This window comes from Nocardia sp. NPDC047648, assembly GCF_040642815.1.
GTDB classification, from domain to species: Bacteria; Actinomycetota; Actinomycetes; order Mycobacteriales; family Mycobacteriaceae; genus Nocardia; species Nocardia gamkensis.
Genome location: NZ_JBEYSX010000002.1, coordinates 757,643 through 771,101, shown reverse-complemented (window position 1 = coordinate 771,101; position 13,459 = coordinate 757,643). Strand labels below are relative to the sequence as shown.

10 protein-coding genes are annotated in these 13,459 nt (G+C 69.3%); 3 read left to right on the top strand and 7 right to left on the bottom strand.

Annotated elements, in window-relative coordinates; all coding sequences use genetic code 11:
* The first annotated feature begins 105 nt into the window (after window positions 1-105).
* Window positions 106-4,206, top strand: coding sequence for an ATP-dependent RNA helicase HrpA (gene hrpA / locus ABZ803_RS08015; protein WP_357034131.1), 4,101 nt, complete (start codon window positions 106-108; stop codon window positions 4,204-4,206).
* 1 nt (window position 4,207) lies between these two features.
* On the opposite strand, the gene nrdR is transcribed toward hrpA, so the two are convergent.
* The 3 genes from nrdR to ABZ803_RS08000 form a co-directional block, all read right to left on the bottom strand.
* A complete protein-coding gene (gene nrdR, locus ABZ803_RS08010; RefSeq protein WP_040867881.1) occupies window positions 4,208-4,678 on the bottom strand; it encodes a transcriptional regulator NrdR in 471 nt (156 codons plus the stop codon).
* Window positions 4,679-4,884: 206 nt separating this feature from the next.
* Window positions 4,885-6,138 carry a hypothetical protein gene (locus ABZ803_RS08005; protein ID WP_357034129.1) on the bottom strand — a complete coding sequence of 418 codons (1,254 nt, stop codon included), beginning with the start codon at window positions 6,136-6,138 and terminating at the stop codon, window positions 4,885-4,887.
* 125 nt (window positions 6,139-6,263) lie between these two features.
* On the bottom strand, window positions 6,264-6,722 hold the full coding sequence (locus ABZ803_RS08000) for a hypothetical protein (RefSeq protein WP_357034127.1): 459 nt from the start codon (window positions 6,720-6,722) through the stop codon (window positions 6,264-6,266).
* A gap of 343 nt (window positions 6,723-7,065) precedes the next feature.
* Here ABZ803_RS08000 and lexA point away from each other — a divergent pair, with 343 nt between their 5' ends.
* Entirely contained in the window at window positions 7,066-7,719 is a 654-nt protein-coding gene (lexA, locus tag ABZ803_RS07995) for a transcriptional repressor LexA (RefSeq protein ID WP_157172826.1), read from the top strand.
* Between the two features lie 142 nt (window positions 7,720-7,861).
* The gene (locus tag ABZ803_RS07990; protein WP_357034125.1) at window positions 7,862-9,901 is read left to right on the top strand and encodes a glycosyltransferase family 39 protein; all 2,040 of its coding nucleotides are present in this window, start codon (window positions 7,862-7,864) and stop codon (window positions 9,899-9,901) included.
* An 81-nt stretch (window positions 9,902-9,982) separates the two neighbouring features.
* Here ABZ803_RS07990 and ABZ803_RS07985 read toward each other — a convergent pair whose 3' ends face one another.
* From ABZ803_RS07985 to ABZ803_RS07970, 4 genes are all read right to left on the bottom strand, one after another.
* Window positions 9,983-10,396, bottom strand: coding sequence for a hypothetical protein (locus ABZ803_RS07985; protein WP_062973988.1), 414 nt, complete (start codon window positions 10,394-10,396; stop codon window positions 9,983-9,985).
* Window positions 10,397-10,425: 29 nt separating this feature from the next.
* Window positions 10,426-10,935, bottom strand: a complete 510-nt coding sequence (locus tag ABZ803_RS07980; RefSeq protein WP_357034123.1) for a DUF2231 domain-containing protein — start codon at window positions 10,933-10,935, stop codon at window positions 10,426-10,428.
* A gap of 713 nt (window positions 10,936-11,648) precedes the next feature.
* Window positions 11,649-12,392 carry a DUF6390 family protein gene (locus ABZ803_RS07975; protein WP_357034121.1) on the bottom strand — a complete coding sequence of 248 codons (744 nt, stop codon included), beginning with the start codon at window positions 12,390-12,392 and terminating at the stop codon, window positions 11,649-11,651.
* Complete coding sequence (locus ABZ803_RS07970) at window positions 12,389-13,459, bottom strand: HoxN/HupN/NixA family nickel/cobalt transporter (protein WP_357034375.1); 1,071 nt, start codon at window positions 13,457-13,459, stop codon at window positions 12,389-12,391. Before ABZ803_RS07970 ends, ABZ803_RS07975 begins: the two co-directional genes overlap by 4 nt.

Sequence of the window (13,459 nt, the reverse complement as noted above, 5' to 3'; positions counted from 1 at the left end):
GGCGCAGGTCATCGGCCGGAACGGGGCTTCGGTTTCCACTCGGCTACCGGCCGAGGTGGCTGGTGGAAAAATCCGCTGGCGCATTTCGCTAGGCTGGTCGATGCAATGACCAGGACAGCCGCCACCGACTCCCGCGAACTTCGCACCCGCTTGGCAAATCTCTCCCTTCGCGACGAACACCGGTTGCGGCGCAGGCTCGACAAAGCGCGCGGCGGCGACATGGGCGAGGTGGAAGCCGAGATCGCGGCCGCCGAACTGCGGGTCGAAGCGCGGCGCGCGGCGGTGCCGGAGATCCGCTATCCGGAGCAGCTGCCGGTCACCGCCCGCCGCGAGGACATCGCCGCCGCCATCGCCGAGCACCAGGTGGTGATCGTCGCGGGCGAGACCGGCTCCGGCAAGACCACTCAGATCCCGAAGATCTGCCTCGAACTCGGCCGCGGCATCCGCGGCACGATCGGGCACACCCAGCCCCGCAGGCTCGCCGCGCGCACCGTCGCCGAGCGGATCGCCGAGGAGCTGGGCACCGAACTCGGCGACGTCGTCGGCTACACGGTGCGGTTCACCGACCACGCCTCCGAGCACACGCTGGTCAAGCTGATGACCGACGGCATCCTGCTCGCCGAGATCCAGCGCGACCGGCTGCTGCGCCGCTACGACACGATCATCATCGACGAGGCGCACGAGCGCAGCCTCAATATCGACTTCCTGCTCGGCTACCTGAAGCAACTGCTGCCGCGCAGGCCCGACCTCAAGGTGATCATCACCTCGGCGACCATCGATCCCGAGCTGTTCGCCCGGCATTTCGCGGACGAGCAAGGCACTCCCGCACCGATCGTCGAAGTCTCCGGACGCTCGTATCCGGTGGAGATCCGCTACCGGCCGCTCTCGCTGGAACTTCCGGGCGCCGCCGGAGACGAAGACGACGAGGACACCCGCATCGTCGACCGGGACCCGGTGGACGCGATCGGCGACGCGGTGACGGAGTTGTTCGCCGCGGGTGACGGCGACGTGCTGGTGTTCTTGTCCGGTGAACGCGAGATCCGCGACACCGCGGACGCGCTGCGGGATCTGAAGCTGCCGCGCACCGAGATCCTCCCGCTGTACGCCCGGCTGTCGGCCGCCGAACAGCACCGCGTGTTCGCCTCGCACACCGGGCGCCGGGTGGTGCTGGCGACGAATGTCGCGGAGACCTCGCTCACGGTGCCGGGCATCCGGTACGTCGTCGACCCGGGCACGGCGCGGATCTCGCGCTATTCCATGCGGACCAAAGTGCAGCGGTTGCCGATCGAACCGGTGTCGCAGGCATCGGCGCGGCAGCGCTCCGGGCGTTGCGGTCGCGTCGCCGACGGCATCTGCATCCGGCTGTATTCGGAGGACGACTTCGAATCCCGGCCCGTCTTCACCGATCCGGAGATCCTGCGCACCAACCTGGCCGCGGTCATCCTGCAGATGACCGCGCTCGGCCTCGGCGACATCGAGAACTTCCCGTTCGTGGAGCCACCGGACCGCCGCGCCATCCGCGACGGCATCGCCCTGCTCGAAGAGCTCGGCGCCCTCGCGCGCCGGGACGGAAAGTCCCGTACGGACGGCGACGGCGCGACCGCCCTGACGCTGACCCCGATCGGCCGCGACATGGCGCAACTGCCGGTCGATCCCCGCATGGCGCGGATGCTGGTGGAGGCGCAACACACCGGTTGCCTGGCCGACGTGCTGGTCATCGTCGCGGCGCTGTCGATCCAGGATGTCCGGGAACGACCCGCCGAGCAGCAGCAGGCAGCCGACACCAAACACGCGCGATTCACGGTCGAGGGTTCCGATTTCCTGGCCTACCTGCGGCTGTGGGACTACCTCGGCGGGCAGCGCAAGTCGTTGTCGTCCAATCAGTTCCGGCGGCTGTGCCGGGAGGAGTTCCTGCACTACCTGCGGATCCGGGAGTGGCAGGACCTGCACGGGCAGCTGCGCACGATCACCAAGGGCCTCGGATGGTCGGCGCGGGCCCAGGACTCGGCGAGCCCGGCGGAACCGGGCCGAACCGAAGCGGCCGCGCCGGACGGCAAGCAGGGCAACCGATCACGCCGCAACCGGTCCACGCGCGGTGGCGACCGTGGCCGGGGCGCCACCGCGGCGACCGTCGCGGACAACGACGGACTCCCCTGGGATTCCACCGCCATCCACCAAGCGCTGCTGGCGGGCATGCTGTCGCACATCGGCGTCAGGGAAGCGGAATCCCGGGAATTCCTCGGCGCGCGCAACGCCAAGTTCATGATCTTCCCCGGCTCGTCGCTGGCGAAGAAGCCGCCCCGCTGGGTGATGGCCGCCGAACTGGTCGAGACCTCACGGCTGTGGGGCCGGATGGCCGCGAAGATCGAGCCCGAATGGGCCGAGCGGCTCGCGGGCGACCTCGTCAAACGCGTCTACTCCGAGCCGCACTGGTCGGCCAAGCGGGGCGCGGCGCGCGCCTACGAACGCGTCACCCTGTACGGAATTCCGCTGGTCACCGGCAGGCCGGTGGACTACGGCCGGATCGACCCGGAGTTGTCGCGGGAGTTGTTCATCCGGCACGCCCTGGGGCAGGGCGAGTGGCAGACCCGCCACGAGTTCTTCCACCGCAATCGCGCGCTGCTCGACGACGTAGCCGACCTGGAGCATCGTGCCCGCCGCCGGGACATCCTGGTCGACGACGAGGTGCTGTTCGCGTTCTACGACGAACGCCTGCCCGCCGACATCGTCTCGGTGCGTCATTTCGACAGCTGGTGGCGCACCGCACGCCGGGCAGACCCGGAGCTGCTGGATTTCTCCACCTCCACCGTGGTCAACGAAGGCGCGGCCGCACTGGACCCGGCGGCTTTCCCGGACTCCTGGCGCCAAGGCGAACTCGCTTTCCCGCTGTCCTACCAGTTCGAGCCGGGCAACGAGGAGGACGGCGTCACCGTGCGGATCCCGGTGGAACAGCTCGCCCACGTCCGCGCCGTCGGCTTCGATTGGCTGGTGCCGGGCATGCGCGACGAACTGGCCGCCGCTCTGATCAAGACGCTGCCGAAGACCTTGCGGCGCAGCGTCGTCCCCGCACCCGATTTCGCGGCCGCCGCCCTGGCGGCGCTGACCCCGCGGGCGGAGCCGCTGCGGGCCGGGCTGGCGCGCGAGCTGTCCCGGCTGGGTTCGGTGTCGATCGCCCCCACCGACTTCGAGGTCTCCGCACTGCCCGACCACCTGCGCATGACTTTCGCGGCCATCGGCGACGACGGCACCGTGCTCGCCCGGGACAAGAGTCTCGCCGCGCTGAAAACGCGCCTGGCCGAGCAAGTTTCCGCCTCCGTCGCCCGGGCCACCGCGGGAGCCGAACGCCCGCCTGCCACGGTGTGGACCTCCGAATCGCTCGGCACCCTCGCGCCGACGGTGCGGCGCGAGGTGGCGGGGCAGACCGTCACCGGATACCCGGCGCTCGTCGCCGAGAGCGACGGCGTGGCGGTCCGGGTGCTCAGCTCCCCCGCGGAGCAGGCCGCCGCCATGCGCCTCGGCACCAGAGCGCTGCTGCTGCGCACGCTGCCCGCTTCGGCCCGTAGCTCCACCGCGGGCCTGTCGCCCGCGGATCGCCTTGCCCTGAGCCAGAATCCGTACGGCTCGCTGGAGGCGCTGCTCGACGACTGCCGCGCGGCCGCCGCCGACGAACTGCTCGTGGCCGCCGGCGGGCCGGTGCACGACCCGGCGGAATTCGACGCGCTCGTCGCGCGGATCCGTCCGGATTTCGCCGCCACCGTCGCTCGTTACGTGCGCTTGGTCGTGCCGGTGCTCGCAGGCGCCCACCAGGTTTCGGTGGCGCTGGCGCGAACGACCGAGCGCGACATCGCCGAAGACGTCCGCCATCAGCTCGACAACCTGGTGTTCCGCGGCTTCGTGTCCGAAACGAGCGCGGCCAGGCTGCGTGAACTGCCGCGCTACCTTCAGGCGGCGGTGGCGCGACTGGAGGCGTTGCCCGGCTCGGCCGTTCGCGATCGGCAAGGCATGGCCGAACTCGATCGGGTGCTCGCCGCCTATGACCGCTTGGTCGCGTCGCTCCCGCAGAGCCGCAGGCACGCGCCCGCGGTCACCGAGATCTGGTGGATGATAGAGGAATTCCGCGTCAGCTTGTTCGCGCAGAAGCTCGGTACCCCGTTTCCGGTGTCGGCCAAGCGGATCGAGAAGGCGATCGCCGCGGTGCGGCGCTGACTCAGTCGGCGGCCGACAGCGCTTCGGCGCGCGCCTGGCGCATCTCCCGGATCTCGCGTTCGAAGTCCTCGGCCGAGGTGAACGACCGGTAGACCGAAGCGAACCGCAGGTAGGCCACCTCGTCGAGATCGCGCAGCGGGCCCAGGATGGCCAGCCCCACCTCGTGACTGGGCACCTCGGGAGATCCCTTGGCGCGCACCGCGTCCTCCACTTGCTGCGCCAGCAGGTTCAGCGCGTCGTCGTCGACTTCACGACCTTGGCAGGCCCGGCGCACACCCCGGATGACCTTTTCGCGACTGAACGGCTCGGTGACGCCGCTCCGCTTGACCACCGACAGGATGGCGGTCTCCACGGTGGTGAACCGCCGCCCACACTGCGGGCAGGCGCGACGCCGGCGGATGGCCGCGCCTTCGTCGGCCTCGCGCGAGTCCACCACCCGGGAGTCGGGGTGTCGGCAGTACGGGCAATGCATCCGAGAAATCCTTCGTCGATGCGCGTGCTCGCGTCCGGACCGGGCACCGATCGGGGCGATCGGTCCGGCGAGCCCGTGTACAGAGGTCTATACCCCGGCACCAGACATTCCTCGTGCGACACGCGGAATACCTGCATAACACTTCGAGGATACCCGTCCGGGTTCCCGATTTGCCGCACTCTCCCCCGCTGCCGGACGCGGCTTCCTCATCCGGCGATCTGCCAGTGCGCGGTCAGGTCGGCGAGGAGGTCCGGCAATCGGGCGGCGAGGCGGCCACGGGCCAGTTTGCCCCAGAACGCCTCGCCGAGGACGGCACCGGCCACGGCGGGGTCGGTCTCCATATCGATATGGCGGGGCACCAGGTCACCGGTGATGTAGTGCCAGCGCGTCTCACGATCGGCCCAGTTGAAGTCGGGCAACGGCACGCGGAGCGCGAGGCTGCGGCCACCTACCTCGGCGCCGACCACTGTGGGGGCGAATACGCCGGGCGCGCGGACACCCGGCACTCCGGGTTTGCCCGCGATGGTGCTGACATAGGTGAGCACGCGGCCGATCGGCGCCCGGCCCGCCGACGTCTCGTCCCACTGGTCGGCGACGACGTGGTTCTGTTCCCGATCGGTCATCCGGATCAGCGCGTCGATGTATCCGTCCCTGGTGCCCGAGGCGATCGACTGCCACGCGGTGTGGATGTCGTCGTCGAGCACACCCGCCGCGTACATCTCATCGATCCCACGCATGCCCAGCGCGACGTAGGCTTCGTGCATCGGCACCAGATCCGTGAAGATGTGCTTCTGCATGATCATCAGGCGGGTCTGATACCAGGCGACGTCCGCGGCGCTCAGGCGGGAGCCCTCGGTGGCTAGCAGCCGGATGTCCTCCGGCAGCGCCCGCGTCAATTCCGGCGGGGTCGCGCGCAGCAGATCGGCGACCGCGTCGCCGAGCCGATGGATGCCGGGCGCGTCCAGGACCACGCCCACATCCCCCATGTCGAAGAATCCGGAGGCGAACGAACCGCCCGCGATGCCGGCCAGCCCCGCCCAGTAGAACTCCGGGTGGCTCGTGGCCAGCCGCAGGTAGTTGACATAGACCTGGTTGAACGTGCGTTCATTCGCACGCGGGCCCTGCCCGGGATCCCAGGCCGCCAGATCGATATCGGCGTTCCCGGTGGCGATCACCAGCCAGTACTGGTGCAGCAGTGTCGCGTAGCGGCGCGGCGCCACACCGTCGGCCCGTGCCTGCCGCAACGCCTCGGCGAGATCCGATTCGTTCAGTGGCAGAGCGGGATCGAGTCCGCCCGCCCCCGCACCGGCACCGTTGACGGAGGGCAGGTCCAGATAGGCCGCGTACGCGGGTTCCGCCCGGGCGATCGAGGCTGCGCCGAGTCCGAGGACCAGACAGAGGGACAAGGCGACCGCGCGGAGTAAGAGGCGAACCGAGCGGCCTGCGCTGAGGAGTGTCATGTGCTGAAAGATCCCGACATCGTTCGGGCGGTGTCGCCCGGATCACGTTTTCAGCACGGTAGCAACACGTTCTAGTTTGTCGATCAACAAATCCGGCCGCCCAAGGTGGCCGAATTCCCTTCCGCTCAGCGCGAAATGCCGCCCACGGGCGCACCCGGGCCGTCCACCACCGCCGGTACCGGCCGACCGGCATCACCGCCCCACTCGCCCGCCCGCACATGCGCCAAGGCGATCAACCCCGCCACCACCAAGGCGGTGACCAGCGCGGTGACGGCGAGGACGGCGAACCCGATCTGCGCTTGCTCGACCCGGCGCATCGGGTGTTCACCATGACGGCGCCGCCGTGCGAGCGGTCGCGAATTCCGGTCGTAGGCGACCGCTCCGGCGCGGGGACGCGCCCCGGGCGGGCGCCGATCGGCCACGGAGCGGTGCGCGGGTGTCAGCGCGCGGGCACGCGCGCCGTCACACAGCAACCGCCGGGCGGTCTCGTAGCCGAGATCGTCCCGATCGGGATCGGCGGGGCGCTCGGGTTGCGCGACCGCCGAGCCGAGGGAAGGGGTGACATCGCTGATCGCAGTGCTCATCGGACAAACCTCCGTGGTAGGTGCTCCGTCGGCGTTCGAGCTGTTCGAACACGTGTTCAGTCGCTATTCGCTCATGTGTTCGAAGAACTGGTGTTCGATTTCTACCACGCGTCGCCGACAAAGTCAGCAGGAACACCCGACATGCGTCGAACAGATGTTTGATCCAGCGGCGCGACCGGACTAGATTCGAAGAACCGAAGACACGACAGGCCATGAGGACACATGCCGGGGACCGACCGGCCTGGCACAGCAGGAAAGGGCGGTTGCGGTGAGGCAGACGGACGACACGGGTGACGAGACCGAGAGCGGCGCCGACGCGGCGGGTAGCGGAGCGGATCTCACCGTGCGTCAGCGCAAAGTGCTGGAGGTGATCCGCTCCTCGGTGAGCGAGCGCGGCTACCCTCCGAGCATCCGGGAGATCGGTGACGCCGTCGGCCTCACGTCCACCTCGTCGGTCGCCCATCAGCTGCGCGCCCTGGAGCGCAAGGGCTACCTGCGCCGCGATCCGAACCGGCCACGCGCCGTGGACGTCCGGGGCCTGGACGAGGTGGTGCGGTCGGTGACCAGCCTGCCGGCCGCGGCGGTCGACGACGGTGAGATCACCGTCGACGTCGACCGCCCCGTTCCCACGTTCGTCCCGGTGCTCGGTCGCATCGCCGCCGGTGGCCCGATCCTGGCCGAGCAGGCCGTGGAGGACGTCTTCCCGCTGCCGCGCGAGCTGGTCGGCGACGGTTCCCTGTTCCTGCTGAAGGTGGTCGGCCAGTCCATGATCGACGCGGCGATCTGCGACGGCGACTGGGTGGTCGTGCGACAGCAGAACGTCGCCGACAACGGCGACATCGTCGCGGCGATGATCGACGGGGAGGCCACGGTGAAGACCTTCAAGCGCACCGGCAAGGACGTCTGGCTGATGCCGCACAACCCCGTCTTCGAGCCGATTCCCGGTAACGACGCCCAGATTCTCGGCAAGGTCGTCACGGTCATCCGCAAGATCTGACGGTTTCGTAGGAACGACGAACGCCGGCTGTGCGCTGATGCGCGCCGTCGGCGTTCCCGCGAACGGCACAGGGCGCGGCACTCACAGCTGATTGCCAGCTGATGCGCAGGCGCATCACCAGGACACTTGCGAAGCTCCAGCGGTGACAACGATCCCCGCCGCGGCCGCCGTGCCCGATGCGCATCCGATTGCCACCCGCGCCGGATCGGCCGGCTTACCGCCCGCGCGAGGGTGGGAGCGCGCGGGGCTGTCCCTCCTGCTGATCGGGACCGCGGTCGCGTATCTGTGGCACATCACGGTCAACGGGATGGGCAACGACTTCTATGCCGCGGCAGCCTGGTCCGGTGCACGGAACTGGAAGGCGGTGCTGTTCGGTTCCCTCGATCCGGGCAACTTCATCACGGTGGACAAACCGCCGGTGTCGCAATGGGTGATGGGCGTATCGGGGCAGCTGTTCGGATTCGGCAGTGCGAGCATGCTGGCGCCACAGGCGCTGATGGCCGTGGCCGCGGTGGCATTGCTGTACGCGATGGTCACCGAGGCGACCGCCAACCGGGCCGCCGGTCTGCTGGCCGGAGCCGTCCTGGCGGCAACGCCGGTGGTGGCGTTGATGTTTCGATTCAACAATCCGGACGCCGTGATGGTGCTGCTGATGACCGCGGGCGCGTACTGCACGCTCCGGGCGGCGCGGAAGGCGAGCGCGCGCTGGCTGATGCTGGCGGGCGTCGCGCTCGGATTCGCGTTTCTGGCGAAGATGCTCGAAGGGCTCATGGTGCTGCCCGCCTTGGCGCTCACCTATCTGATCGTCGCGCCGGTTTCGGCGCGAAAACGCCTGCTGCACTTGTCCGCCGCCGCGGCGGCGCTGGTCGTCTCCTCGGGCTGGTATGTCTTGCTGACCGTCCTGTGGCCCGCCACCGCGCGGCCCTACCTGGCGGGCTCGACGAACAACACCTTCATGGATCTGGTGCTGGGCTACAACGGGTTCGCTCGTTTCCTGGGGCACAATCACCGCGGTGGTAACCGGTTCGCGCTGCCGCCCGGATACGAGATGCCACCGGCCGCCGGTCATACCGGTGGCGGGTTCGCCGGATCGACCGGACCGAGTCCGGTTCGCCTGTTCAGCGGCGAGATCGGATTCGAGATCTCCTGGCTGCTTCCGGCTGCCCTGCTCGCCTTCGTCTTGGTGCTCGTCTCCCGTGGGCGGGCGCCTCGCACCGACCCGATCCGCGCGGCCGCATTGGCTTTCGGGTTGTGGCTGATCGTCGACGGCATCGCGTTCACCGTGATGCGCGGCGGCATGCATGCCTACTACACGCTGGCGATCGGTCCCGCCGTGGCCGGGATGTTCGCGATCGGGGTGGCCGAGACGTGGCGGCGGCGGTCCGCGGCGTTCGGCCGACTCGGCGCCGCCGCACTGGTGCTCACGTCGGGTCTGTGGGCGTTCGTCCTGCTCGACCGCAACCCCGAGTGGCTGCCGCCCCTGCGGTGGACGCTCGCGGTGGTCTCGGCGGCGGCGGCGCTGGCACTGGTCGCCGCCGCGTTCCCCGGCGGGGCGCGGCGGGTGCGGGCCGGAGCCGTCTCGCTGCTCGTCGTCTCGGGTGTGCTCGCAGGCATCGGCGGATCGACGGCGTACGCCGCGGCCACCCTGCCGCAGGCCCATACCGGGGGCAGCCCGACCGTCGGTCCCGCCGAGCCCGCGGCTCCGGATCCGGGGAACGACGTGCGCCGCGAGGTCACCTCGTTCGTGAACGGAGAGGTCGAACCTCGACTTTCCGCGCTGTTGCGTGACACCTCCACAACCTGGTCGGCCGCCGTGGACCGCTCCTCGGTCGCCGCGTCGCTCGAGCTCGCCAGCCACACCCCGGTCGTCGCCATCGGCGGTTTCACCTCCGACGACCCGGTACCCACCCTCGACGAATTCCAGACCATGGTCCGCACTCATCAGGTGACGTACTACCTCGCGCAAGAGGTGCGGCTGCCCGATTCGTGGCGTGTGCCCGGCCGGGCCGAGGCGCCCGCCGGGCCGGGCTCGGACAACGGATGGTGGCGCCCGGCCGGGCACCAAGACATCGCCGAGTGGGTGTCTGCGCACTACACCGCGGTACACATCGGCAATGTCGCCGTCTACGATCTCACCGCGCCGACCTGCGCCGATGTACCCGGAAGAGCCTGCGCGAAATGAGCGGACCAGTGACACCGCCGTGCACCTTCGGTGATGCGCGTTCCGGTGCGGCCGAGGATCGGAGCCGGGTACGACGGGGTGTCAGCTCGTGCCAACGCCGAGTGCGGTCAGCAGCACCAGCACGACGGTGAGCACGGCCAGCACGCCGTGGCCCGCGACGATGGCGACGGGAAAATGCCCTTCGGGAGGTTCCGCCGTACCCGCCGAACGGGCACGGTAGGTGGGCAGCCAGCGCAGCAGCATCGCGAATCCGAGCAGCGCGACGGGGATCAGCAGTACGAACGCGACCCACGCCAGTGCGTCCGTGTCGAGGACGAGGTAGAGGATCCAGCAGATCAGTCCGGCCACGGCGAGCGTGAAGTGACCGAACACGACCGGCACGGGCAGCTGGGTGGAACTCGGCTGCCGCGTCCCGCCCCGGGCGATCCATGTGCCGAGCATGAAGAACCCGCCGCCCGCGGTGAGCAGCCAGGAAACCAGTGCGGCGATGCCCATGGTGTGCCTCCTGAGGGGTGCGAAGGGATTCAGTGGGTGAAGCCGCCGGCTTGGGTGGTTTCGTCGGCGACCCGCACGCCATAGCGATAAGCCAGCTTGCCGCCGAGATACCCGGAAAACGCCAGCGTCACCAGGCTCGCCGCCGACAGCGCCAGCGGCCCGGCCGGGACCGCGACCGCGAGGTCCGCACCCCGCCGCCACACGAAACCCAGCGCGTAGGCGACGGTCACGAGCAAGTTGAGCGTCATGTGCAGCAAGCCGGTACGGAAGGCGGGCGTGCCGGTCGGGATCGCGAGCAGATCGAGGAACCCGATCGTCGCGGCGGTCAAGGCGCCCAGCACGCCGATCGCGATCAACCAGGACGATCCCTCGACCAGGAAGTCCGGATCGTCGACGAGGCGGGACGCGATGTCGAATACGAAACTGGCGACCCAGGCGCCGATCGGGACGGTGACGAGTATCGGATGGAACGGATGCCCGTACGGACCGGCCAGCACCGCACTCACCGGCCGCTTTCCCTGCCGTGGATCGCCGCTCATCGCATACCTCCGCCGAGGTCGATCAGGTCGATGACGAAAGTAGTCTTACCCGCCACGCGGGACATTCACACCGCGCATCGGGTCGACCATAATCGACCCCGGGGTCGATTCTCGGCCGTCGAATACTCGGCGCGTAACGCGCTCGGTTGGTCGCACCGGTTCGGTGACCGAACACTCGCACGCCACACCGCGACATCATTCGACTTTCCGTCTGCGGAACGGCTACTACATCATCGGCATCATTGGCAACATCGGCATCTGCATGCCGGGGAACATGCGATTCCACCAGTCGCGCGCCATCCCCATCAGCTGATCCATCACGGTGGTTCACCTCCCTTCAGCAGGACTCGAGAAGCAGGTCAGCTCATCGGACTCGAAGGTGAGGAAACGCGGTCACACGCCGTGATAATCACCGGGAAACAATTCTGGGTAGCGTTGAATTTTCCGCCCGGGCGACCATTGGCGAATCCACGCGGCACTCCTCGCGGTCGAGATCGACGGCTGTGTACATTCTACTCCGAGCACGGTTGCCGAAAAACGTCGTCGCGCCTTACGAATTCACTGTCGAGGGCTGCGCATTTCCACCGATCGGATCTTTGCGTCCGAATGGAAACATCGCCATAGGCCTCGGACGACGACGGTGACCTTGTGGGGCGATGAAGCCCGCCGCCACGAATTCGGCGTTCGCGCTCGGCGGCGCGGCACGGAGTTCGTCAGCTCGCCGGGCTCCGCCGCGCGGCCAGCCGCCGATTGGTGACCTCCAGCTGACGCACCGTGCCCGCCTCCAGAGCCCGCACCCCGGCGGCGTCCAGTCGCCCGCACAGCCGCCCCCAATGCACCGCGACCCGCTCCCCCGCCGCCACGTCCGGCAGCGCCGCGTACCCGTCCACCCGGATCGGCACGGACTCGGACGTCTCCGCCGACAGCGTGAGGCGTTCTCCATCCCAACGGAGCCTGCGGCAGCGCAGCGAGACCTCGCCGCCGCTGCGGTCGAGGACCGTTCCCCAGGTGATTCGGCAGCTGTCGAGGACATGCAGGGGATGTGCGTTGCCGTGCCGGAGCAGCCGCGACCACGGGTAGACACCGAAGACGTGGAAACAATGGTTGGCCGCGGCCTCCTCGGCCAACCGCGGGGTCAGATGCGTCCAGTACCCGCCCGCGACCGGGCCGAGCAGACTCAGCAGTTCCGCGGTGAACTCACCGGGGTCCAGGCTCGCACCGATTCCACCGCCCAGCCAATAGGATTCCACGAGCCTGCGGTCCAGCGGATCGGCGATGCCGGTCATCCGGGCCATCACCCGCAGGTAGGGCCACGCGCCGGTGAACCGGCGCGCCACCGCGCGCACCTGTTCTTCCGAGCCGTCCCGCAACGCGGCCGCGTCGGGCGGCCCGCAGTAGCCGAGCCGGTTGGGCGCGTAGGCGTACCGGGCGAACATCTCCGCGCCGCCGCCCGTCATCGGCGGGGCCTTCCACCGGCACGCTCGACGGACCAGCGCTCTTCGAGCCTGCCGAGTCGCCACACCGCCACCGCCACCGCCCAGGTGAGCACGAACAGTCCGGCGATCAGCAAGCCCATGGCGCCGAGATCCAGCCCGCCGACCCAGGCCACCGGACCGTCGGCGATGCCGAATTCGTCGGCCAGCACCGAGATCATCTCCTGCGCGCCGATCAGCAGGGCCACCACGACCGACAGGCCCGTGACGACGATGTTGTAGTAGACGCTGCGCAGCGGCCCCGCGAACGCCCACCCGTACGCGTAGTTCATGAACGCGCCGTCCAGCGCGTCGAACAGCGTCATTCCCGCCGAGAACAACACCGGTAGCACCAGGATCGCGTACCACGGCAGGGCGGTCGCCGCCGCGCCGCCCGCGATCACCAGCAGGCTCACCTCGGTGACGGTGTCGAAGCCGAGGCCGAACAGCAGTCCGACCGGGTACATCTGCCACGGCGCGCGCACCGTTCGGGTCAGCGGGCCGATCACCCGCTGCAAGGCGCCGCGGTCGTCCAACTGCTGCCGCAACGCGGCCTCGTCGTACGTCCCGCGACGCATGCCGCGGAACACCCGCCAGATCCCGATCAAGGAGACCAGGTTCAACAGGCCGATGGCGAGCAGGAAGGTTCCCGACACACCGGTTCCGAACACCCCGGTCCAGCGGTGCAGCCCGGACTTTTCGTCCCGCAGGTTTCCCGCCAGCGCCTTGACGCCGAACGCCAGTAGCGCGACCAGGACGAAGACGATGGTGGAGTGGCCGAGGGAGAACCAGAACCCCACCGACAGCGGCTTGCGCCCGTCGGCGACCAGCTTGCGGGTGGTGTTGTCGATGGCGGCGATGTGGTCGGCGTCGAAGGCGTGCCGCATCCCGAGCGTGTACGCGGTGACGCCGAGACCGACGCCGAACACCGCACCGTCCACGACGTACCCGCCGGGGACCACGACCAGCAGCAGTGCCGACCACCCGAGGACGTGCAGGGTGACGACGACCGCCGCCATCCCCGCGACGCCGCGCCGCTGCCGTCCGTCCAG

What these genes read in the sequence shown, in the direction of transcription:
- ABZ803_RS07975 (WP_357034121.1), bottom strand. Translation starts at nt 12,392, where the DNA reads ATGACGGGCGGCGGCGCGGAGATGTTCGCCCGGTACGCCTACGCGCCC.
- ABZ803_RS08005 (WP_357034129.1), bottom strand. Translation starts at nt 6,138, where the DNA reads ATGACACTCCTCAGCGCAGGCCGCTCGGTTCGCCTCTTACTCCGCGCG.
- hrpA (WP_357034131.1), top strand. Translation starts at nt 106, where the DNA reads ATGACCAGGACAGCCGCCACCGACTCCCGCGAACTTCGCACCCGCTTG.
- ABZ803_RS07980 (WP_357034123.1), bottom strand. Translation starts at nt 10,935, where the DNA reads ATGAGCGGCGATCCACGGCAGGGAAAGCGGCCGGTGAGTGCGGTGCTG.
- ABZ803_RS08000 (WP_357034127.1), bottom strand. Translation starts at nt 6,722, where the DNA reads ATGAGCACTGCGATCAGCGATGTCACCCCTTCCCTCGGCTCGGCGGTC.
- nrdR (WP_040867881.1), bottom strand. Translation starts at nt 4,678, where the DNA reads ATGCATTGCCCGTACTGCCGACACCCCGACTCCCGGGTGGTGGACTCG.
- ABZ803_RS07985 (WP_062973988.1), bottom strand. Translation starts at nt 10,396, where the DNA reads ATGGGCATCGCCGCACTGGTTTCCTGGCTGCTCACCGCGGGCGGCGGG.